The sequence below is a fragment of the Paenibacillus sp. FSL P4-0081 genome (assembly GCF_000758565.1).
Classification (GTDB): Bacteria; Bacillota; Bacilli; order Paenibacillales; family Paenibacillaceae; genus Paenibacillus_AQ; species Paenibacillus_AQ phytohabitans.
The window spans coordinates 4400113-4423620 of sequence record NZ_CP009280.1; the positions used below are offsets into that span (position 1 = coordinate 4400113).

Below are 23508 nucleotides of genomic sequence, written 5' to 3' on the forward strand. Positions count from 1 at the left end.
AATAGTTAATACCGATTTCATCGAACAATGTAATACAATTTCAAAATAATTATAAACCAAATATTGGAGGAATTTAAAATGAAACTTACAGGAAACACGATCTTCATTACAGGTGGCGGTTCAGGAATTGGACGTGCATTGGCAGAAGCTCTACACAACCTTGGAAACAAAGTAATCATCTCGGGTAGAAGAAAAGAGCGTCTGGAGGAAGTGATTAGTGCTAATCCCGGAATGTCTGCAGTTGAACTGGACATACAGGATCTTTCCAGTATTGAGGCAACCGCTAAGCAACTTATTCAGGACTTTCCTGATTTGAATGTCTTATTTAATAACGCTGGCATCATGCTTTTCGATGAGGCTGCGGGTGTGATTGACGAAGAGGTTCTGGTTTCAACGGTCTCAACAAACTTGCTTGGACCAATTCGAATGACGTCTTCATTAATTGAACATTTGAAGTCTAAAGAAGAAGCTGTGATCATTAATACGACTTCTTCAATCGGGTTTATTCCGTACGCAGCGACTGCGGTGTATTCGGCGACCAAAGCAGCGCTCCATTCCTATACCTTATCACAACGTTATTTGTTTAAAGATACAACAGTAAAAGTATTAGAAATCATACCACCTGGGGTTCAAACGGAACTCATGGGAGATATTAGTAACAATCCGCATGCGATGCCACTTGAAGCATTCATTGAAGAAACAATAAGATTACTCGGTACGGATGCTGAAGAGGTTCTAGTGGAACAAGCGAAAATGATTCGTGATAATCAAGGCCCGAATGAAGGCGCTTTTGTAACCCAACTTAACGATATGTCGAGCCAAGCGCCAACAGACCATTAATTACAGCAGAATAGTTTTGAAGCTTAACTTCGTATAACACGAAGGCGGTAGGCTTAGTATAATGCAAATCGGACGTAAGTGGAGTCTCTGCTTCAGTGCCCCATTCCCGGGATATGTGCCGTTTGCTTTATACATTTGAACACTGGGAGGAATTACAATGCAAACCGTAACATTGAACAATGGTGTGAAAATGCCAATCATCGGCTTTGGTGTCTTTCAAGTGCCAGATGCTGAAGAATGCGAGAACGCCGTATATGACGCGCTGATGGCTGGTTATCGCCTGATCGACACCGCGGCCGGTTACCTCAACGAGGAAGCGGTTGGACGCGCGATCAAGCGTAGCGGCGTGCCGCGTGAGGAGCTGTTCATCACGACCAAGCTTTGGGTTCAGGATGCAGGTTACGAGAGTGCCAAGCTGGCGTTTGCTAAATCTTTGAAAAAGCTGCAGCTCGACTATCTCGATCTATACCTTATTCACCTGCCGTTCGGCGATTACTACGGCGCTTGGCGTGCGATGGAAGACCTGTACCGCGAAGGCAAGATCAAGGCGATCGGTGTCAGCAACTTCCTGCCCGACCGTCTGATGGACCTCATCGTGCATAACGAAATCGTGCCCGCAGTCAACCAGATCGAAACGCACCCGTTCTACCAGCAGACTGAGAACGCCGCTTTTATGAAAGAGCAGAGAGTGCAGCACCAGTCGTGGGCGCCGTTCGCTGAAGGACTGGGCAACATGTTCGGCAACGAAGTGCTGACCTCGATCGCAGAAAAACACAACAAGTCCGTCGCCCAGGTCGTGCTGCGCTGGCTTGTTCAGCGTGAAGTCGTTGTAATTCCAAAATCGGTGAGAAAAGAGCGGATCATCGAAAACATCGACATTTTCGATTTCGAATTGAGTGCAGACGATATCGAACAAATCTCCACCCTCGATACGCGGGAGAGTTTATTCTTATCCTTCCACGATCCGAAATCTGCCAAGATGCTGGGCACCTCGAGAGTCGAACTGTAATCTCCTTGATCGAACAGTAAACTCATCACGCGTTTATCCTCATCTATTAGAAAGGACAGGGTGCCCCTGTCCTTTCTTTACTTGAACATCGAATTCTATGCATAGCAAAACTGCTGCTATCTGCAGGTAACACATGGAACCACCGGACCTCTATCCTGCTCGTTCGTATTATGAGATCAACCAGTTCTTTTAGGTTGATCCTTTTTTTATTTGGGCGTGCCCAGAGGCACGCATTATCTAGTTGGTGCAAGTCCAACCAAGAGAGGGGCCAAGCCACTCTTGTAGCTAGGATGCTTGCACATGGCGAAATCTGTGTGTAAAAGCGGCATCGACAAAAGTACCGGTCAGAGACCGGGAGAGCGACAACCCAGGCCGTAACTTCAAGTGAATCCTGCTGCGTCGTCCAATAGGCTCTGCGAAGGGGAGAAGAGGATGCCGAGTCTCGCGTATAATGGATGAAGGCCATGAAGCTGTACAGAACTTGGAACAACGGTGAAGAATCCTCCGGCGTAGAGGGAACGGCATGGGTCAAAAGATAATGCAGTGTTACTTACGAGACCCTCCCCCGCACGGATTTTTTTTAGGAACCCCTAAAGAGGTGCTCAATAAGTCCAGAAGATGAAATGAACCGTCTGTGGGAAGGGAGTCCGAGGGGCTCATAGTGCGTGCGTGGCAGCACGATCATCAGTTGGGTTAAAGTCCCGCTGAGCACCGGACTAGGGAGCTCATATCCAAACTTGGGGGTAACGCCTCGGGGTCCGGTATTTTTTTTACTGGAGGGCAGAGCGTCTATCGCGAGGCAGAGTCTAAAGGGCTTGAGGAGAAGTACCAGGCCGTAGTGAATCGGGGCTACCCGAACTCGCGAACCGGTCGGCCAAAGATGGGGCAAGGTCGAGTCTGCACTATGGAGACGAAGGCGTTCTAGTCCACCCATCGCACCTAGGTGTGTGCGGGCGGCATGGTACGGAAGATGACGTTGTGACCCACGGAGATCTCGTCGTGTCTGAAACGAGTGCACTTCCAGGACGAGTGGATAAACAAAGTCGAAGCGGTCGGGCCGCGTCTACCGCTTCAAAGAATACGCGGCAGCTTCAGTAACGGATGCTATAAGGAAATCCCGAAGTGCATACCGGACGCACGGCGAGAAGTCGGAGTGCTGCATACTACTTACGAACGGACGAAAAAGTCACCTTGGTGTGACTGCCTTCTGTTCACCCAAAAGGTAAATCAGAAGGGGAAGGCGGCTCGCTTTATGGAGACCGGAGCTGGCATGAGTTTCGCGAGTAAGCGGCAAGGGAGGAATATTCCCTAAGTGAAAGACCCAAAACTTGCAGGCGGAGGATACGAAGCGCATGTAAGCAGAAGGCACAGGACGAAAGGTTCATTCATTAGTCAACAAGGTGTATCACCGAACAAACCTGGAAATGGCATGGGAAACGGTGAGGGCAAACGGAGGTAGTGGTGGAACTGACAAGGTCACCATCCAGGCCTTCCAAGCTGTAGCCGAAGTGGAGCTAAAGAAGCTGCACGAAGAATTGAAACAAGGGACGTACCGACCGATGCCGGTCAGACGAATTCACATTCCCAAGAAAGGGAAGCCAAACGAGAAGCGTCCGCTCGGCATCCAGGCGATAAGGGACAGAGTCTGCCAGCAAGTGTTGAAAAACAGGCTGGAACCTATCTTCTAACCCTTGTTCAGTGAATGCAGTTTCGGATACCGATCGGGTAGGTCAACGCACCAAGCCATGCGGAAGATTTACCGCGAGATGATGGACGGGTGCGAATGGATTGTGGACGCAGACCTGCGAGATTTCTTTGGAACGGTTCATCACGAACCGCTGGTCGACAGGATTGCGGAGCAAGTAACGATGGTAGAATTCTCGAATTGGTCAGACAAATGCTCGAAGCCGGGTACATGGAAGGTGGGAAGAAATACGCGACAGCGAGCGGCACGCCGCAAGGTAGCGTAGTAAGTCCGCTGTTTAGTAACATTTACCTGAATCGGTTCGACCATGAAATGACGGACAGAGGGTACCGACTGACGCGCTTCGCTGACGATTGTGCGCTACGAATGCAAGGCGCGTAAGAGCCAAACAATGCTGAACAGAAGATGAAGGCGGGCCCTTCCGAGCCGCTGTGCAGGCGGAGGCTTCAAACCACCTTAAGCTGTTGTGGTCAAAAGCCGTGGTGGTGAGCGTTAAGGAAAAGGCAGGGCAAAACTCTGTCAGGTGAGTGTATGGAGACGAACACAAGTCAATGGCTGATAAAGTGTCGAAAGCGTAGGGATGTCATCAAAACCAGGAGGGAGTCGTTGGCCTGGGAGGAGTCTGGAGGAAACCTGTTTACTGTCCAGATGATGACCGGCATGAAGGCGGGGTGAACGTAACACAGGCTTTTGTTCGGAACGTGGGAACCTAAAACTCCGATGCGAATGGAAAAATCCAAGCGGTAATCCCGCAAGGATGAAAGTACAAATGCGGAGTATAGGGGCGGAATAGCCCGTAGTAGCGATGACCCCATTGAAAAGGTGGCGGAGCCAAGGGACTGTGTTATCCCGTTTTGGAAATACGTCAACCGCGAAAGTGGGAGGAACCAATGGACAAAACAAAGTCGTATGAAATCTCAAAGCACACCGTATGGGAAGCGTATGAACGAGTCAAAGCGAATAAGGGAGCAACCGGAGTCGATGAGGAGTCGATTCAAAAGTTTGAGGAAAACCTGAAAGACAACCTCTTTAAAATTTGGAATAGAATGTCCTCAGGAAGTTACTTTCCTCCGCCAGTTAAGGCGGTAGAGATACCGAAGAAGAATGGCGGAGTAAGAATATTGGGGATTCCAACGGTCTCCGATCGAATCGCGCAAATGACAGTGAAGTTGTCTTTGAGCCGATCGTGGAACCTATATTTCACACCGACTCCTATGGATAAAGACCGGGGAAATCTGCGATTGATGCCGTTCGAGTCACAAGAACCAGATGTTGGCGATATGATTGGGTGTTGGAATTTGACATTAAAGGTCTGTTCGACAACATCAATCATGGGCTGCTTATGAAAGCAGTGAAGAAACATACGGACTGTGCGTGGATCATTCTCTACATCGAAAGATGGCCGTTATGCGTTACCACACCGAGAAAGCCGGAAATGGAAAGAACTCTACAACAAACGAACAAGTGTAGAACGATGTAACTCTCGAATGAAGTCGTACCTAACCGCAGACCAATTGCATGTTTGGGGCATTCAGAAAGTCACGACTCACCAATATTTGAATGCCATTGTTTTGCTTGCTTCTGCGCTAAGTGTAACCTTATTTTTTTCTGGAAAATGAATTATGTAAAATGCTCATATTTATAACGGAGGCTTTTTCAATTCAACGAATAAAAAGCCGGATCACCAGTGTGATCTCGGCCTCTACAGTCCGATTACACATTTTTTTCATACAACCCATTAAGGACGAGCACCGCTGATCTTAATTAGAGTATAAGTCAAGGGAATAGCCCGGAAACTTTTGAGGAATCAATATTTCTTACTGCAGCTTCATGACATACCACAAGACAAAAAAATAAATATGACATTTTAATTACGTAAAATACCATTTTGACGAATAAATATATTAAGATTATAATTTTAATATAACTTGATCTCGATCTGAGGTGTAAAATGGATAAACACGTGAAGCTTAATTATATGAAACGGATAGACGAAAAACTGTTGGAGTTACCTTGGTACGTCACTGAATACATAGACAGTCGAAAACGGAAATTATCTCACACTACACTTTTAAATTATTGTCACGATTTTATTATATTTTTTGACTGGATGGTTAGTGAAAATCTATCTGCAGATATGCGAATTAATGTAAGCCTTACTCAACTTGAAACTTTGACTGTGCGCGAAGTAGAAAATTTCTTGTCTTTTCTAGAATACAAGTTAGGTAATACCAAAATAACAATAAATCGAAAGCTCTCCTCTTTAAAATCGTTGTTTGATTATCTCCAGAACAAAGCAGAGACTTCTGATTTGAAGCCATATTTGCAGCGAAATGTGATGGCAAAAATGGAATTGAATGCTGTTAAAGAAAGTCAGGAAACGATCGCCAACCGAATCGAAGGTAAGATATTACGGGACGACGATTTCGAATCTTTCAGAAAATTCATTGCACATGATTATGGAGAAATATTCAAGTCAAATAAACGTATTTATAATTTCCACCACTTTAATCGTGAACGGGATACAGCAATTGTATCCTTAATTCTGGGTTCTGGGCTTCGGTTATCTGAAGTTGTAGGATGCAATTTAGAGGATCTTGATATTCATAAGGGTCTGGTGAGAGTAATACGGAAGGGCAACAAAGAGCAGTATGTGTATTTTAGTGAGCAGGCATTAATGGATTTAAATAATTATCTTGAAGTTAGAGATTCAAGGTATAAACCAGATAAAACAGCAGCATATTTATTTTTGGCTGCACCGGTTGGGCGTAAAGGAACTAATCGCCGCTTAAACCAAAGATCCATTGAGAAGCTCGTTGAAAAATACGCAATTGCTTTTGGCAAGCCGGCGCTAACCGTACATGCGTTAAGACACTCATTTGCAACCCGCTATCATAAAGAGAACAATGATGTACCTAAGTTAAGAATTCAAATGGGGCACTCATCGATACAGACTACGATGATATATACTCATTTAACTGACGAAGAAATGCGAATTGCAGTTAATAAAATGGATTTATAGTATTTAATATTATGATATTGAATAGGGAAACAAAAAAATGACACAAAGATGCATACTTGCTTAGAGAAGTGACACAAAGTTGCATACTTGCTAGGAGGAGTGACACAAAGATGCATACCCACTTGGAGAAATGACACAAAGTTGCATACCTGCTTGGAGGAATGACTACTTAGCTGAAATAAATTATTCTGAATTTATGAATACTACTAAGTATTTTCGCTTAAAGAGCGTAAAGTAGGGAACTTTGTGTCAAAAAGGTATGCTACTTTGTGTCAATTTACACGACAACCGACAACTGTCAGCGAAGGGCTTAATCAAACTCAAAGACATATGTACAAAATACGGGTTTTGTGAAGTAGTACTAGGTAAATAAATAAGACCAGCCTAATTCAAGCTGTTTCGATCCGTTTTTGCATCTGATTTGGCTTATTGTACTTGTGTACTTTTAATGCTGATTTAATCCTCTTATCTTTACATAGATCGTTTTCTAAATTGTTTTTGTTTTTTCTTTTATCGGCACAACACTTTTCATTTAGTTAGTATCGTCATCAAAATATTGTTAAAGTTTATGACACTCTTAATTAGGCTGTGCTTGATGATTATGTAACTCGATCGTCTGAATTATCCCGTGAAGCTTAGGTTATTCCTAATTCAGTCTTAATTATAATCCTGAAACTCAGTATCATAATTCGACCTGATTTATTTGACTCTTGTCAGACTCTTGTCATATAGTTCTAAGTTAGTCCTCTTAAATGATTAGATATTAATTTCATTTAGACAATTGCTAACAATTATCCGTTATAAGTTCTACCCTTAGTTCTATTAACTGATTACGAACAAGTTACATCTTCAATAAAATTCCCACCCCCTCTTTCATACTAATTTATTTACACATATTGTAATTAATATATCAATGCTATTTCAAAATTATTTATGGAATTCATAAGTCCACCCACAATACAAGATCCCTAACCCATTGGAGATGGCGTTGCCGTCTGATTTTCCAGAAAAATATTGTCAAATCCTTAATGATCATGTCATTATAAGTAGGTTCGTATTATAAATAACATTAAAGGGAGTGTGTATTTGAGTCGGTTTAATCTAGTTCTCATCTTTGTTTTATCCATCATGATAGCTTTTCTCCTGGGGATTTATGTGGCCCCTAGCATTGACCCGCGTCTGAGCGGGCAGACTGTGGCAAATAGTCCCATTGCGGCAGAAATCCCGCCGAGCCCTACTGAGATCCCCTCTGCTGCTGCAGTAGACGTCGCACCTGCACCTTCTCCATCCCTGGAACCCGTTGTCTTGGAAGATATGCCATCGGACAATGATACGGGTACCATCAGTGATGACTCTGCCGGCTATGACGCTGAGGAGCTACCGGCAGACGTCCCATCCGGAGAAGGCATTGGAGAGCCCATTGATTTCAAGTACAGCATGAACTCAGCCGATGCTGTTAAGCTTACCTGGGAAGCCTACAACCTAACCGGAAAGACAATCAATTATTATACAGCTCATATCAGCACGTATAATCCGGTGGGCGATCCTTCTTATGATCAGCTAAGTGGCGAAAGCAACTTTCTCGTTAAATACGTGGGGCCGGTTGAGCCTGATGAGACTTTATTTATTTACAGTGACTTTACATACCAGAATACCCTGGACCGGATTATCATTGACCAGCTTACTCTTCAATATGATGACGGTACTATAGAAACCTTCGACTATGGTTACGAAACTACCGAAGAACGCGGCTTCTAATCGGAAGACTCAATTGGCGCGCAACTTCAATGGGTTCTATCCGATTTCTCTTAGGCTCGTCCAGAAGCCTGGAGCGATTTTGATTCGATCTGTAAAATGAGCGTTCATGGTTGGCTATCTCCTAAAACAATATTCAATTGCAAATGGTCCACGGAGCCCGTGGACCATTGCTTTTTCTGATTCTAGTCTAGCCGTCGAGCAGCGTCATCTGTTCTTTCATATAACGCGTGCCGTGAACGACATTCTTGGGGCTGACCTGATCGATTCGTTCGAGGTCCTCCTTCATGAGAAGGATATCAGCCGCGGCCGCATTTTCCTCCAGGTACTTGATACGCTTCGTACCCGGGATAGGCAGCGCCCCGTTGGCAATCGTCCAAGCAATGGCCAATTGGGATGGTGTACAGTTCTTCACCATCGCGATTTCCTTAATCTTGTCGACAACCTCAATGTTCTTCCGGAAGTTGTCTCCTTGGAACCGCGGCATCCATCTGCGAAGATCGCCTGCGGCAAGATCCTCGAAAGTGCGAAGCTCTCCGGAGATAAAGCCCCTGCTCAGTGGACTGTAGGCCACATGGGTAATCCCCAGTTCTCTTACGGTAGGGAGTATCTCCTCTTCGATGTCACGGCTCCAGAGCGAATACTCACTCTCTAGCACAGAGATCGGATAGACGGCATGAGCGCGGCGAATGGTTGAAGCGGAAGCCTCAGACAGGCCGAGCGCCCGAACTTTGCCTGCCTTGACCAAATCTGCCATTGCTCCGACCGTCTCCTCTATCGGGATTTGCGGATCGACGCGGTGTTGGTAGTATAGATCGATGTAATCCGTATTCAAACGGCGAAGACTATCCTCCACTACCTTCTTAACGTAATCAGGATGGCCACTGATGCTCTCGTAATTTGGGGTGTACGAGAACTTGGTGGCGATAATGGCTTGCTCGCGGCGCCCTTGAAGAGCACGGCCGAGCAGCTTTTCGTTATGCCCGTTCCCGTACACGTCCGCGGTATCGAACATCGTGACGCCAATGTCCAAAGCGCGATGGATCGTTTGGATCGACTGTTCGTCGTTAGTCTCCCCGTATATGCCTGGAGACATTCCCATAATTCCCAGTCCGATCGAAGAGACGGGGATATTGCTATTGCCCAGAATTCTTTGCTGCATTTGTTAATCCCTCCTTCTATGTTTGTTGTCGCTCTGACTCTTCCATCTTGATTAACAGTTGGCTCTCGGAAGGGATTCTCCCTTTCTCGATGTCTTCGTATATCGACAGTTTGTTATTGACGGCGTCGAGCGCTTCGGCCAATTCGTTCTGGCGGCGAAATAAATCTTCCTTGTAATGGTTCAAGATCGCTTTGCGCTGTGGAATCGTGGAATCACCACCCAGTGCAAGATTCACCATCTCCTTCAGCAACGACAGCTTCATCCCAGTCGCCCGGAAACATGTCATCAACCGGATCCAATCTAGGTGATCTTGTTCGAACAGTCGATTCCCGTTCTTATCTCTCTTAATGTAAGGGAGCAATCCCTCCTTCTCATAAAAACGAATCGTATGAGCCGGGCAACCAAGCCGCTCTGAAGCTTCTTTGATCGTGAATGCCATGGGCCGGATCGCTCCTTATCGGTTATTTTCATACGGAATCGGCTGGTGCTTTCTCATCCTAAACCTTAAAGTACACTTTAAGGCAAGCGTTATTTTGGGAGAATAAACTGCCGATTGGTTGTTAGATTCTTAAGTTGCCGTATCATACCTTCACAGGATTAACAATCCCGTAATATACAATATCCTCATATGAATCGTTCTTGTAAATATGATCTTTCAGTGTCCCTTCATAGCTCATTCCGCACTTTTGCATGATTTTACCGGATGCCGGATTAGATGCGAAATGACGTGCGTATACCCGGTGGTAATTCTTTTCGGTGAAAACAAATTCAATAACTGCCCGGGCTGCTTCGGTTCCATAACCTTGACCCCAATGGGCTTCCCCGATCCAATAAGCGATCTCACCGTTATGATATGGCTGATGGTTGGAAATGCCGACTGCTCCATACAATTTGCCTGTGTTCCTATCTGTGATTGCGAATTCATACATCCGGTCCAGGTCAAAGTTCTGCTCATGATTGGCCATCCAGGACACAGCGCATTCTAGTGGATACGGATACGGCAAGGTCAATGTACTCCGGTAGATATTGTAATTGTTACAATAGTCTCTAACTTCCTCCGCATCCGCTGGCTTAAATAGGCGCAGAAGTAATCTGTCCGTTTCAAGGGTCCGGTCTGTACGGTTATATTTCATCTGACTTCTCCTACTCTCTATATCATATAATGAACAACTATGAAATTCTTGTATATTGAAACCCCTCAATCAACATAACTATTCTCAAAAATATCCATAAAAGCGGTCACCAGTTGCGATTGCGTTACTGTATCCGCATCTTCCGTCTCCGTCAGTTGCCATCCGTATGTACCATACTGCTGATAGTTCTCCATAGACAAAGGACGCAGCTCAAACTCTTTGCGGATAGCTTCAATACCTGCAGCATAATCAATCTTCACCCGGGCGAACGCCTGTTCCGGGTCCTTGAAAACTGCATAACCTTTGCGGTCTGCCCCAATATGATATGCCGGATCATCTCCCCACTGCGTAATGTCTACAGAACCTTTGATTCCCGGAGCACCAATCACATACTCTCTAACATACTTATTCTTGTTACCGGACTGAGAATGGTTCGAATACACCCACAGTGCGGCCAATATCACGAATGACAGCAAAGCCAAACAACCCATAACCTTAGATTTATTCATAGATTTCATGAGGCTTATCCTTTCCTTAGATGGATGCAACAAAAAAGCGGATGCACCAGGACCGTGAATCCAGCCTTTGACTGCCGCTTTTTGGAGAAACAAATCAAAAGATCCACACCATTTAAACAGGCCAAGAATCAGAGACGATTCCCAGCCTGCCTTGTTGCCAGCTATACTAAACCTTATGCCGCACGGGTCAGCTTCCGGACAACCTCCTGGCTGTACTTGCGCTTGGTGATGAAGTAAAAGCTGAGCTGGAATACGAAATAGATCGCGACCACAATCGTTGTATTCTTCATGAATTCGCCAATGATGTCGGACCCGCTCATGACGTGGGTGATTAGATAGATGAAGCAGTAGCCGAAGATGCTGCCCAGCAGCAGCGGAACAAAGAAGGTGATGAGCAGCTCTGCCGATACTACCGACCTTATCTCCTTATCACTGATCCCAATCTTATACAGCTTGCGGAAAAAGACGGTGGCGTTCCCGATTTCGGTATATTGCTTGAAATACAGCACCATTCCGCCTGCTACAAAGAACAGTACACCGATCAGTGAGGTGACGAACACGAAGAGTGAATAGTTCTTCTTCAGCTCCTTGTAGGCATCCACTTTGGAGGCTACCGCAAACATCTGCCCGCTTCCATCCTTATCCGTAGCATTTAGCGTATCCTTGAGCTTCTGGACAACCCCTTCTGTCCCTTTCCAGGCTGTAAAATCAATTCCGTAGTGGGTACCCATTGCATTCGGGCTTACCTTGGACTCCATATTCTTGTAATCCTCATTGCTTACTACAATCCCTGAGCTAGTTGGATAAGAGCTCGCTGTGGCAAACCAATCCCCGTGATAGGATGATTTCACCTTGTAATTGAAGGTTTGCGTGCCATCCGTGAATTGAATCGCCTCCCCTTCGCCAATGCCATGGGTGCCCGGCTCCCAGGCCGTAACAATATTAAGAACTTCCCCGGCGCCAACCGTTACCTTCTCCCCGGTCAGAGAGTTGTACATGTCCTGCGACACAATCGGCTTCGTCTTCAGGACATCGTATTTATCTCCTTCCAGATTCATTTTGAGATTCAGGAAGCTGGTTTCCTGGACCGACTTCAGCGGCTCGGAGGACTGCTTCAGCACCTGCTCCAATTGTCCGCTCTCCAGCACATGCACGCCGGCTACCGAGATATACTCGATATCATACTTATTTCGTTCTGCGATGCTCTCCGACAGCTGCAGCAGCGAGAATGGCGAAGCAACTAGAAAGATAGTCATCCCGCTGAGAATGCTCAGAATGAACATAATCCGCTTGTTCTGATTGAATTTGTGATTGATTTCGGTGATGGACAGGATATGCCGGTAATAGAATTTCTTATTCTTCAGGAAGCTGATCAATGTGTTCCCAAGATGGGAGATGACCATGTAGATCCCGATGAAGCTAAGCAGGATATAGGTAATAATCATAAAAGGATTCGTATTCAGGCTTTCGTGATTGGAGATTACCACCAGGAAAATGATCGAGGCCACAACCAGCCCCACACCTACCAGCCCAAGCCGGGTATCACTTGTCTTCGCCTGGTTATCCTGCTTGCGGGAATCCTTCATCAGATCTGCGATGTCCAGCTTACCGACCTTAACACTTGAAATCATCTGTGAGGCGGCAAAAATCACGGTAAATACAACCGCAGTGACGATGAAGCTCGCCGCGCTCAGTGAATAGGACACCCCTTGCAGATCCAGCAGATCAATCGCCACATTCTGGAACAGCCGTGAAAAGATCGCGCCTGTGATAATCCCGGCAATGAGCGAGGAGACACTGATAAACAGATTCTCCAGCAGGATAATCTTCTGCAGATCGTTCTTGTGCATCCCAAGCGACATAAAGATGGCAAATTCCTTGCTTCTCGACTTGATGAACGAGGAATGCGCATAGTTGATGAAGAACACCGAGAACAGGGTCAGTGCAGCCAGACTCAGCATTAGCACAATCTGGATCACATCCTCTGTCGCCCCTTCCCGGATGCTGTTATTGAACAGCAAGGCGGCATAGAGGAAAAAGATCGTAATTGCAAAGGCGCTGCAAATGAAATAGGAGAAGAAATTCCGCACATTGCGTTTGAAGTTCTTAATCGTGACATCTCTAAAGGTCATTTCGTTCCCCTCCGATGATCGCTAGGCAGTCGAGGATTTGATCAAAAAACTCCTTGCGGACCCCGCTGCTGACAATCTCCATGCTGATGGCACCGTCCTTGATGAAGATGATCTTTTTGCAGAAGCTCGCGGCGAAGGCGTCATGAGTCACCATCAGGATGGTGCTCTCCCGTTCCTGGTTCATCTTCTCGATACATTTCATCACTGCATTGGAGGACTTGGAATCCAGGTTGCCTGTAGGCTCATCGGCGAAAATAATATCCGGATCATTCACAAGCGCCCGGCTGACCGCCACCCGCTGCTGCTGGCCGCCCGATATGTTGTAGGGATACTTGCCGGCGATTTCCTCAATGCCCAGCAGCTTCATAATCTCTTCACTTTTGGCTTCCATTTGTGCTTTGTCCCGCTTGTCAAGGATCATGGGCAGCATGACGTTCTCCTTCAGTGTCAGACTGTCCATCAGATTGAATTCCTGGAAGACAAAGCCGAGATGCTGTCTGCGGAAGAGCGCCATTTCATTCTTATCCAGGGAGGTGATATTCTTGCCCCCGATAAAAACCTCGCCGTAGCTCGGCTTACCGATGCCGCTCAGGATATTCAGCAATGTGGTTTTGCCGCTGCCCGAGGGGCCCATGATGCCGATAAACTCCCCCTTCTCTACGTTAAAGCTGACGGAATCCAGTGCCACTGTGGAATTCTCACCATTCTGCACACCATAAACCTTCTTAACCTCTTTGACTTCCAGTACTACGCTCACAGTTTCATCTCCCGTTTGTCATATATTTATCCTCAATTACAGCTTATAGCTTCATTGTAGTAGACACTGGATTCCATATCCATCCATTTACATTACGTTATCTTTCATTTTTGAAAGGTAAGAAATCTGCACCTCTGTGCCTTGATTGACTTCCGAGGTAATCGTGAGACGGTGTCCCAGCTTCCGGGCTATTTCTGAGCAGACATAGAGGCCGATGCCTGTCGCCTGGTGATGGGTACGTCCGTTTTTTCCGGTGAAAAAGGGCTGGAAGACCCGCTGCAAATCGACGGGCTCAATGCCGATCCCCTCATCCCGGATGGACAACACCACCTTGTCGCCACGCTGCTCAATGCGGAAGTGGATGGATTTCGTCGCTTCGCCTGAGTCAGAGTATTTAATTGCATTGGAGATGATCTGATCCAGCATCGCCGTATTCCATTTGCTGTCCGTCATGACCATAATGCGCTCGTCCTCACATTCGATCACCGGGTAGACATTATTATAGATATATTGATTCCGTTTGCTGTTAATCAGGCTTCTGAGTGATTCCAGCAGGTTGATAGGCTCCGGATTATAGTCCCGGGTGAAATGCTCCAGGCGGAAGAACTTCAGCATCTGGTTCAGCATGCTAAGGATTTTATCCTTCTCTTCCTCGATATGCTGCAGGGCCAGGGCATGGCCGGTGGGGTTCATTTTGTAGTTCTGCAGAATGAGGTCGATGACTGACAAGGGCGTTTTGAGATTATGTATCCACTGCGAGATGAACTTATGGGTGTTGTCGGCCTGGGCTTTGACCTCATAGATCTGGTCCTGATAGCTATGGTGTATCCGGTGAATGAGCTGAATAACGGCTTGCTGCTCGTACGAATAGCCCTTCTCCTCAATCTCGATATTCTCGGATAACAGCTGTATTTCCCGGTGGGTGGAGACGTATTTGATCAAGCGGAAGCACATAAATATAATAAATACGTAAAAATAGATGCTAAGTAGGTACATGAGCTGGATATTGCTGCTGATAAAGAAATTGCAGTATACGCTCACCAGGATATGACTTAAAAAATAGACAAGGGTGAACGACAGATGATCACGCATGAAACCCCGAAACAGCTTAATGCTCACTGGCGGGTCCCTCCGATCATAGCCGAATCAAAAATGTAACCCACGCCTCTTTTGACTTTGATTACATCCTGAAAGCCGAGACTGGCCAGCTTGCTTTTGACCCGGGTGACATTGACCGTCAGCGTATTATCCACGACGAAATGCACATCATCCCACAGTTCTCCCAGCAATTCTTCCCTGGTGACAATGGTATCCATATTCTCCATCAGCTTCTTCAGCAGCTTATATTCATTCTTGCTGAGCTCTTCAACGGCTCCCTTGCAGGAAATACTGAAATTGCGGTCATCCAGATGAATCGGCAACGGCTCTTTCTCCGGCTCCGGCTTGCCCGCATATTCCCCGTAATTCCGGCGCATGATCGCCATAATCTTCGCCAGCAGCACTTGAATATTCAGCGGCTTCACGATATAATCATCCGCCCCCAGCTCCATGCTGAGCACCTGGCTGGATTCCTCATCCCTTGCAGAGATCACAATAATCGGCACCGTTGTTTTCCTTCTGAATACCCGGCAATAATAGAACCCGTCATAATAAGGCAAATTCAGGTCAAGCAGCACAAGCTGCGGCGCTTCCTGCTCGAAGATCTTCTCCACCTGCAGGAAATCCGCAACCTCCACCACTTCATAGCTGTATTTGCGCAGGATATCGGTCATCAGGGTTCTGATTTTGATATCATCCTCGACGATCATGATCTTGAACAATTGGCTCACCTCTTAGCAGCCCTGGCAGTCCTGAGACAATCGCTGTTATGAAGCCTCCGCCAGCTTGTTATCGATAAACCCGATAATTGTGGCAATGCTCGCGAAGTGTTCATGAATCAGTTCCTCGGGCAGAATAATAATCTTGAATTCCTGCTCCAATCTGGAAACCAGATCCAGGAGACCCAGGGAGGTCAGCAATCTGGACTCGAAAATATCGGTGTCCAGGTGCAGCTCCCCTGCCGGAATACGGGTCAAACCCGCTACGATCATTGTAACTTGTTCTGTGATTTTCATATACTATTTTCTCCATTCCTGGTGGATTTGTAGTAGGGATCAAAAACATGGGCAATCGCCCGGATAAAGTACGTACCGGTAGGGGTTACTGTAATTCGCGGAGAGTCCACACCCAGCAGCAGGCCATCTTTCTCCATGCCTCTAAGCACGCCCAGCTCCTCCTGAAAATAAGAGTCGAAATCGATACCAAAGCACTCCTGGAGCATTTGCTTGTCAATAGGGTTACCGCCCAGCAGCTGCTTCAGAATAATATCCTCACGAATGGCATCCTCCCCGGACAAAAGATGGGTCTTCCCGGTCTCAATAGGGAATCTGCCCAGATCAAGCGCGGAGCAGTAACGATCCATCGCCGGGACATTCTTATAATAGAGACTGCCAATCTTACTGACCGCCGACTTGCCCAGACCCAGCAGATGCTGGCTGCTTCTTTCGGAGGAGCCCATGAAATCACGAACCACATGCATTCCGGGATGCTTCTCCAGCCCGTTGTTGCGGATAAAGGTATCACTGCCCATCTCGGTGTAGTCCGTGGATAAATACTGGCGGGCCAGCTCGAACAGGCGGGATACCATATAATTGTTGGGCAGGCTGAGATGCGGGATTTTGCGCTGCAACGGATAAATGGCCGGGTAATGGGCATAGGGAAAGGCCACGATTTTATCGGGGGCGATCCGTACGATCTCCTGCAAGGTACGCTCGATTTCCCCGAGTCCCTGAAAGGGCAGGCCATAGCATAAATCCACATTGACGGTGAAGCCCATGCTCCGGGCAAGGCCGATAATCTCCCGCGTATCCTCAAGATCGCATTCCCGGTGAATCGCATTCAGTACCCGGGCATCAAAGTCCTGAATGCCAAAGCTGATATAGTTAAACCCCAGTGTCTTCAGCAGCCGGAGCTTGCCTTCGGTAACAATCTGCTTGTCCGGGTAAGCCTCCAGCTTTATTCTGGCGTTGTCTTCAAAATCCACGTACCGGGCAATAATTCCGTACAGCCGTTCGATCTGCCGTTCATTCAAATATGCCGGGGTCCCGCCGCCCCAGTGCAGATTACCGGATTTCAGCTTCCGGGAACGGCCGGAGAGCTTGAGTGCCAGCTCCTGCTCCAGCGCATCGATATATTGATCCTTGTCTTCATCCTTGCCGCTCAGCACCCGGTCACAGCAGCAGTAATAGCAGATCGACTTGCAGAACGGAACATGCACATAAACCTGTGCTTCTTCGATTTCCTTAAGCTCCTGAGCTATAGCAGATTCATCCGCAGGCTGGCGCCAGTGGCTGTCCACCGGATAGCTTAAATACATGGGAAGGTTATATTCGTTGTACTTTTGCGAAAAATAATGCAGCTGATTCTGAATGGTCTGATTCATTGCCAAGCTCCCTCCTTGCCCCAGCTTGCCGGGCGGTACATCATCTCCATGACTTCCTGCTCCTTGTGTACAATGTCTTCCAGTAAGCGGCCATGTACAGTTCTCCAAGTGTCCGGCAGCGCAATGCCTTTGCTGCACCTGATCAGGTCACTGCGGATGTCCATCCATGCACCGGTAATTTCTCCGAGCCTGACCGCTGCCGCTTGCCGTTCGGTAAGAAGACGCTCCAGCCGGTACTTTTCAGCCCGCTTGAAATCAATGATGGCGTTCAGGCCAGCAATCTGGCGGTTAACGTGCTGCTCTGTATAACTCCAGTGCTGTGAAGTATAGTGATCTTTGAAAGCAGACAACGCCAGCAGGCTCTGCGTAATGTCGTCCCGCTGTGTGCGGTACAGGCAATTAATTCTATTAACATCTGGCAGCAGTTCATAGGTGTACGTCTGCTGGGCACGCGGGAATTCCATCAGGGTGTACGTCTGCGCAGATGACATTAGATGCTGGCGGTACCCCTGATAACTGTTCAGCAGATCCTCTGCCGCAAGGGTCCGCTCCCTGTAATTCAGCGCATCCTTATGGCTGTGCTCCAGCACAATAAACTGATCCTGCGCCTCACTATAACCGTAGACCAGCAGCGTATGGGCAAGATGTTTCTTCATATAAGCGTCTCTACGGGCCGGTTCATAGAAGCTGTCCACCCATAGAATGAACAGGCTTTGCCGGGCCAGTCCAGCGGTAAGCCTCTCCTTCAGCCCGTTCCCGCCCTGCGGGGACTCATACCGGGCCGTAAGGTGCAGCTGCTTAACAATATCTTCCGGGGGTGCGGATTCCATGCAAGCCGCAGAGAGGTACGGCTCTGCCTGTTCAGATTCCAGAGTATACACAAACATATCGCTGCTCAGAAACGTGTTGATATTCCGGCCAAAGACATTCACTACAGGAAATAGTGAGTTATATAGGCAGCTTTTGTAATAGAGATCGTTAAACGGCTGCGGCTGTGTGAAGGGCCGGGGTTCCACGGGTTCCACGGGTTCCGGGAAACTTCTTGCCGGGAGGCTGGAGGCAGCTGCAACTTCCCCGCAGTGAACCTGAACCGGCGGGATACAGGCTGTACTTACCCGCGGAGTAACTCCCGCTTCCACAAGCCTGGCCTGCGCCCTAATGGTAGAGGCGCTCAGCAGCTCTTCGTAAGAAAGGAGGATGCCTCTGCGGGCAAGCTCACTCTGCAGCGTAACCGCCTCAATCGAGCTTCCGCCAATTTCGAAGAAGTCATGGTCCAGTCCGATGGGTTCAAGCTCCAGGACAGCCCCCCATGCCTGGCAAATGGACTGCTGCAACGGAGTGGTGCAGGGTGTAAATTCACTATCCGTAAGCATGTTGTGCAGAGAAACCTCAGGCAGCTGCTTTTTGTCCACCTTGCCGTTGGTATTCAGCGGGAAGTGCTCCAGCCGGACGAACACGGACGGGAGCATATAAGCAGGCAGGCGCGCAGCCAGGTACTGCTTAAGTCCAGCGCCGGAGACGGCTTGCGCGGCAGTCAGATAGGCACAGAGGAATTTATCCCCTGAACTGTGGCTCCTGGCCATAATGGCAACATCCCGGATGCCCGGATATTCCAGCAGCAGCTTCTCCACTTCCTTCGTCTCGATGCGGAAGCCGCGGATCTTGACCTGATCATCGCGGCGGCCGAGGAATTCGATAGTTCCGTCCTCCCGCATCCGGCCCAGGTCGCCTGTCCTGTACATACGGTCTGCCTCAGATTCGCGGAAGGGGTCCGGCATGAAGGCTTGTGCCGTCTTCACCGGGTCCTTGATGTAGCCGCGCGCTACCCCGATACCGCCGATATACAGCTCACCTGTCTCTCCCGCCGCAACCGGCTGCAGGTCATCGTCAAGAATGTACCAATAATTCTGTTCAACCGGTATCCCGTAGGGAATGCTTGTCCAGTCCTCCCGGACCTCCGTAACCGGATAATAGATGGACCAGACCGCAGCCTCCGTAGCACCGCCGAGAGCGGTCAGCTTCGCCCGGGGGAAGTAACGCGAGTAGTTCCGCGCCAGCTCCAGGGGAACCCAGTCTCCGCTCAGGAAGATATGCCTCAACTCCAATTGGGCGAAATCAGGGATATACTCCGCCAAGTGCCGGACCAGATAATGCAGCGTGGTCGGAACGGAATTCCAGAAGGTGATCCTCTGCTCCAGCAGCAGCCGTGTTAAGCTGTCCGGATCAGTAATCTGCGGCTCCGGACACAGGACGATCGTGCCTCCGGCGGCCAGCAGGCCGAAGATATCATACACGGACAGATCAAAGCACACCGAGGTTACGAACAAGCCCCTGTCACGACTGCCCATATCCAGCTCGCGGTTTACCCAGGAGATTAAATTCACGGCGGAACGGTGCTCGATCATTACGCCTTTGGGCGTGCCGGTAGAGCCGGAGGTGTACATGATATAGGCCAAAGCACTACCGTCAATGGAGAGATCCGGGTTGTCTGACGGATAGCCTGCTGATGAGGAAGCCGCGGTTGCGCCAGCTTCGGCAGACCCCAGGCGGATCTGAACCGGCACAGCGAGCGGTTCTTCGTCATCACAGATAGCGGCCGAGACCCCGGAATGCTGCAGAATATAGTTTTTGCGGCTGGCCGGATAGCCGGGATCCACCGGGACGTAGGCAGCGCCGCTTTTTAACACGGCAAGCAGGGCCATGACCAGATTCATATTGCGCTTCACACTTACGCCTACATGATCATTCGGTCGAACGCCCCGGGCAATCAGCTCATGTGCCAGGCAATTGGCACGCCGGTTCAGCTGCTGGTAGCTTATTGACTCTCCGGCAAAAACGATGGCCGGATGCTCCGGATGCAGCGCTGCCCGGGCTTCGAACCCTTCGTGCAGCGTGGCAGCAGCAGATATGGACAGCTTGGAATGGGAGTCGGCCAAAGCTCTCACCTCCCGGGCAGGCTGCCCTGCGGATGTTCACTGCTCAGCTCAGCGGTCAGCGCAGTCAGCTCGCCCAGCGTCTCACAGCTGAGCAACTCATCTACATGCTCTTCCAGGTTCACGCCAAGCCTGCTCTCCACCATCGCGATAATCTCCACAATCATCACCGAGGTAATGGCCAGATCACCCTCAACCGACAAGCCGGGATGCAGCTCCTCCTTGTCGAAGTAGCATACGCTGGCTATAATCTCATACAGCTTGTCCTGCATCTGCACAGTCTTCTCTCCCCTCATCTTCCTTCAGAGCCGCTTGCGGAATTCATGCTTCAATTGCTGCCGGTCAACCTTGCCGCTCCCCCCTGTAGGGAAGCTGTCAAAGATATGCACCATATCGGGAATCATATAGCGGGGCAGCAGCTTGCCGACAGCCTGCTTCAGCCCAAGGACGGTGAAGCTGCCAGCTTCATGTACAACCACGGCAGCGCAGATCAGCGGATGGCCTTCACCATCCTGGATATCCACAACCGCGGCATCCAGAATATTCTCCATGTCATGCAGCACGCGTTCAATCTCCGGCAGCTCAATGCGAAAGCCGGAACGCTTAATCAAGGCGTCTTTGCGGCCAATCAGGACGAGCACTCCGTCTTCATTAACCATAGCCATGTCCCCGGTACAGTAGAGCTTGTCTCCAAGACCCCAGTCTGGCGTTATACTGCGGAAGCTCTCCTGCGTGAGCCGGGGATTGCGGTAGTAGCCCTTCATGACAATCGAGCCTCTTACGCAGATTTCCCCCTCTTCACCCGTACCGGCAAGACGTCCGTCAGAGGTTACCACCACAACTCCGGTATTGCCGCAAGGATACCCGATTGGTACGGGAGTGTCGCGTATACCGTCTTGCTCACTCAGCGGATAATAGGTACAGACGTTGGTTTCAATCAGCCCGTACAGATTGTAGAAATCCGCCTCTGGCAGCAGCTCCATCACCTGGTGCAGCAGCTTCGGCTGCAGAACCTCTCCCGCAAACAACACGCCCCGCAGCGAAGGCAGCCCGCCTGCCGGCAACCGGCCGTATTGGACCACGGCAGCCCAGAGTGAAGGCACGGAATAGACCCAGCTAATTTCCCCCTGTTCGATGGCCTTGGTAAAACGCGCCGGATGCTGAATGACCTCAGCCGTCAGGAGGACGAGCGTTGCCCCTACGGCAACCGGCACGAAAATATCAAACACCGAAAGATCAAAATGAAAAGGTGCGATGGCCGCGAAGCGTTCATGTTCTTCCGGTTTGAAGTAACCGCAGCACCAGTCAATGAAGGTTCTGGCATTCAGGTGGGTAATCATCACGCCTTTGGGTACTCCTGTGGAGCCTGAAGTGTACAGAATATAAGCCAGATCCTCGCTGATCGGCTGTCTTCTGCCCTTGTACAAATGGCGCAGGGGCTGCTCCGGCGCAGCTTGAACGATCATGCCGAAATCTGCTTCGTCCAGTTCGGCGCCCCCCTCCACCAGCAGTATATGAAGTAACCTCAGCCGCTCCAATTGCTCTGGATTCGCACCTTGCAGCAGCTTCAGCAGGTTCGCACCATCAGTAACCAGAAACCGCGTCCCGCTCTGCTCCAGAATGGTCAACATTCTGTGTACAGGAGAGTAGCTCGTGTCCAGCGGAATGTACGCCCCTGCGGTGAACAGTACGCCGAACATGGCGCATACCGCCTGCGGGGACTTGTCCAGACAGATTGCAGCGGTCTCCCCCGGCTCCATGCCGGTATCGATCAGTGCATCTGAGATTTGAATACTGCGCCGAAGCAGCCCGCCATAGCTTAGCTCCCTGCCTTCAAAGCGCAGCGCAGTCTGGTCGGGGCAGCGCTCAGCGCTGCGGAGCAGGTAATGCTGAAGCAGGAAATCACTCATACCCTTCCCCCAGACCTTCCAGCATGATTTTCTTCTGCATCTCGCTCGTTCCCGAGTACAGCTTGGAAGCAAGGGAATCCCGCATCTGCTTCTCCGGCGGGCTCTCCTTCACATAGCCGTAAGCTCCCCAGATTTGTACCGCCGCAAGGCTGTTTTGCACCTTGGATTCGGAGGTATGCAGCTTCAGCATGGAGGCGCTGTGCATTCCGCAGCGGCCCTGGTCAAAGTCCTCGCACACCTTATACAGCATCAGCCTGCTTGTTTCCATCCGGATTCTCATCTGGACCAGCTTGTCATAGACCCCCTCGAAGGAGCGGATGGCCTTCCCGAATTGCTTCCTCTGGCCCGCATACTGATAGGTCTGTTCATACTGCTGTTCCATGGCTCCGACATGATAAGCACTGACTATAATACGCTCCCACAGCATTGCCTTGAAAAAAATGCCCATCCCCTGCCGTTCCCGTCCCAGCAGCCTGTGCGCCGGAATGCGGGTGTGGTTCAGCAGAACCTCACTCATCGGGCTGGTCCGCAGGCCCATCTTCCCGAAGACCTGTCCAATCTCGTATTCCTGCTGCCGCGCTTCCAGAATAAAGGCCGACACATCCAGCATGGGCAGGCCTCCCGCATGCTTGCCGTACACCAGCAGGATGTCGGACTCCGGGGCGAGTGTTGCAAAGGTTTTGATGCCATTCAGGATATAACCTTCCGGTTCCTTCTCGACAGAGGTGGTCATGGCGGAAGAATCAGAGCCCGCCCCAGGTTCCGTAATTACGCTGCTGCCGATGAATCTTCCATCCATGAGCGGTGCCAGATACCCGGCCTGCTGCTCCTCACTGCCGTATACCCATAGCGGCACTTGGGCCGCCGACATTTGAGCGCATACCGAGAAGACCAGGCCTTCATCCTGGCAGCGGCGCGCCAGCGAACGGATCGCCAGCGCCGTGGTCAGCATTCCCTGCTCCGCTCCTCCATACGCTGCCGGAAAGGGAAGTCCGAGCACGCCGGTACCGGCTAATCTGGACCATTTATCCCTGCGGAAGGTGCCGCTCTCGTCATCCGCATACACTCCGTCATTCAAATACCGCTCACAACATTCCTCCATTAAGCCGCAGATCTGCCGCTGCTCCACGGTATAGCTGAAATCCACAATA

At 49.3% G+C, this 23508-nt stretch carries 19 protein-coding genes and 2 pseudogenes; 7 read left to right on the forward strand and 14 right to left on the reverse strand.

Going from position 1 to position 23508, the window contains the following annotated elements; all coding sequences use genetic code 11:
* Positions 1-78: 78 nt before the first annotated feature.
* From P40081_RS18750 to P40081_RS18780, 7 genes and pseudogenes are all read left to right on the forward strand, one after another.
* Positions 79-840 (forward strand): SDR family oxidoreductase, encoded by a 762-nt coding sequence (locus P40081_RS18750; protein ID WP_042137589.1) that lies wholly within the window; start codon positions 79-81, stop codon positions 838-840.
* Between the two features lie 157 nt (positions 841-997).
* Complete coding sequence (locus P40081_RS18755; protein ID WP_042137591.1) at positions 998-1849, forward strand: aldo/keto reductase; 852 nt, start codon at positions 998-1000, stop codon at positions 1847-1849.
* 1745 nt (positions 1850-3594) lie between these two features.
* Positions 3595-3935 (forward strand): annotated as a pseudogene (locus P40081_RS39400) (reverse transcriptase domain-containing protein).
* A 509-nt stretch (positions 3936-4444) separates the two neighbouring features.
* Positions 4445-4900, forward strand: a complete 456-nt coding sequence (locus tag P40081_RS18770) for an RNA-dependent RNA polymerase family protein (protein WP_231575148.1) — start codon at positions 4445-4447, stop codon at positions 4898-4900.
* 57 nt (positions 4901-4957) lie between these two features.
* Positions 4958-5173: pseudogene (locus P40081_RS37640) on the forward strand (transposase); the annotation flags it as partial.
* Positions 5174-5505: 332 nt separating this feature from the next.
* On the forward strand, positions 5506-6576 hold the full coding sequence (xerS, locus tag P40081_RS18775; protein WP_042137595.1) for a tyrosine recombinase XerS: 1071 nt from the start codon (positions 5506-5508) through the stop codon (positions 6574-6576).
* A 1155-nt stretch (positions 6577-7731) separates the two neighbouring features.
* Positions 7732-8334: a hypothetical protein gene (locus P40081_RS18780; RefSeq protein ID WP_197074246.1), complete on the forward strand. Its 603-nt coding sequence runs from the start codon at positions 7732-7734 to the stop codon at positions 8332-8334.
* Positions 8335-8521: 187 nt separating this feature from the next.
* Here the strand turns inward: P40081_RS18780 and P40081_RS18785 are convergent, their stop codons facing one another.
* The 14 genes from P40081_RS18785 to P40081_RS18850 all read right to left on the reverse strand — a co-directional run bounded on the left by P40081_RS18785 (position 8522) and on the right by P40081_RS18850 (position 23504).
* The gene (locus P40081_RS18785; protein ID WP_042137597.1) at positions 8522-9493 is read right to left on the reverse strand and encodes an aldo/keto reductase; all 972 of its coding nucleotides are present in this window, start codon (positions 9491-9493) and stop codon (positions 8522-8524) included.
* A gap of 16 nt (positions 9494-9509) precedes the next feature.
* Positions 9510-9932, reverse strand: a complete 423-nt coding sequence (locus tag P40081_RS18790) for a MerR family transcriptional regulator (RefSeq protein WP_042137599.1) — start codon at positions 9930-9932, stop codon at positions 9510-9512.
* A gap of 142 nt (positions 9933-10074) precedes the next feature.
* The gene (locus P40081_RS18795; RefSeq protein ID WP_042137601.1) at positions 10075-10626 is read right to left on the reverse strand and encodes a GNAT family N-acetyltransferase; all 552 of its coding nucleotides are present in this window, start codon (positions 10624-10626) and stop codon (positions 10075-10077) included.
* Between the two features lie 65 nt (positions 10627-10691).
* On the reverse strand, positions 10692-11144 hold the full coding sequence (locus tag P40081_RS18800; protein WP_052421891.1) for a hypothetical protein: 453 nt from the start codon (positions 11142-11144) through the stop codon (positions 10692-10694).
* A 173-nt stretch (positions 11145-11317) separates the two neighbouring features.
* Complete coding sequence (locus tag P40081_RS18805) at positions 11318-13276, reverse strand: ABC transporter permease (protein ID WP_042137603.1); 1959 nt, start codon at positions 13274-13276, stop codon at positions 11318-11320.
* Positions 13266-14033, reverse strand: coding sequence for an ABC transporter ATP-binding protein (locus tag P40081_RS18810; RefSeq protein WP_039291976.1), 768 nt, complete (start codon positions 14031-14033; stop codon positions 13266-13268). The genes P40081_RS18805 and P40081_RS18810 overlap by 11 nt, the downstream gene beginning before the upstream one ends.
* A gap of 87 nt (positions 14034-14120) precedes the next feature.
* Positions 14121-15152 (reverse strand): sensor histidine kinase, encoded by a 1032-nt coding sequence (locus tag P40081_RS18815; RefSeq protein ID WP_052421892.1) that lies wholly within the window; start codon positions 15150-15152, stop codon positions 14121-14123.
* The gene (locus P40081_RS18820) at positions 15149-15853 is read right to left on the reverse strand and encodes a response regulator transcription factor (protein ID WP_042137605.1); all 705 of its coding nucleotides are present in this window, start codon (positions 15851-15853) and stop codon (positions 15149-15151) included. Before P40081_RS18820 ends, P40081_RS18815 begins: the two co-directional genes overlap by 4 nt.
* Positions 15854-15898: 45 nt before the next feature.
* Positions 15899-16147 carry a phosphopantetheine-binding protein gene (locus P40081_RS18825; protein ID WP_042137607.1) on the reverse strand — a complete coding sequence of 83 codons (249 nt, stop codon included), beginning with the start codon at positions 16145-16147 and terminating at the stop codon, positions 15899-15901.
* Positions 16144-17514, reverse strand: coding sequence for a radical SAM protein (locus tag P40081_RS18830; RefSeq protein WP_042137609.1), 1371 nt, complete (start codon positions 17512-17514; stop codon positions 16144-16146). The genes P40081_RS18825 and P40081_RS18830 overlap by 4 nt, the downstream gene beginning before the upstream one ends.
* Entirely contained in the window at positions 17511-20450 is a 2940-nt protein-coding gene (locus tag P40081_RS36480; protein WP_052421893.1) for an amino acid adenylation domain-containing protein, read from the reverse strand. Before P40081_RS36480 ends, P40081_RS18830 begins: the two co-directional genes overlap by 4 nt.
* Positions 20451-20455: 5 nt before the next feature.
* On the reverse strand, positions 20456-20719 hold the full coding sequence (locus P40081_RS18840) for an acyl carrier protein (protein ID WP_231575425.1): 264 nt from the start codon (positions 20717-20719) through the stop codon (positions 20456-20458).
* A gap of 30 nt (positions 20720-20749) precedes the next feature.
* Entirely contained in the window at positions 20750-22357 is a 1608-nt protein-coding gene (locus tag P40081_RS18845) for an amino acid adenylation domain-containing protein (protein WP_042137613.1), read from the reverse strand.
* Complete coding sequence (locus P40081_RS18850; protein ID WP_052421894.1) at positions 22350-23504, reverse strand: acyl-CoA dehydrogenase family protein; 1155 nt, start codon at positions 23502-23504, stop codon at positions 22350-22352. The genes P40081_RS18845 and P40081_RS18850 overlap by 8 nt, the downstream gene beginning before the upstream one ends.
* Positions 23505-23508 lie beyond the last annotated feature (4 nt).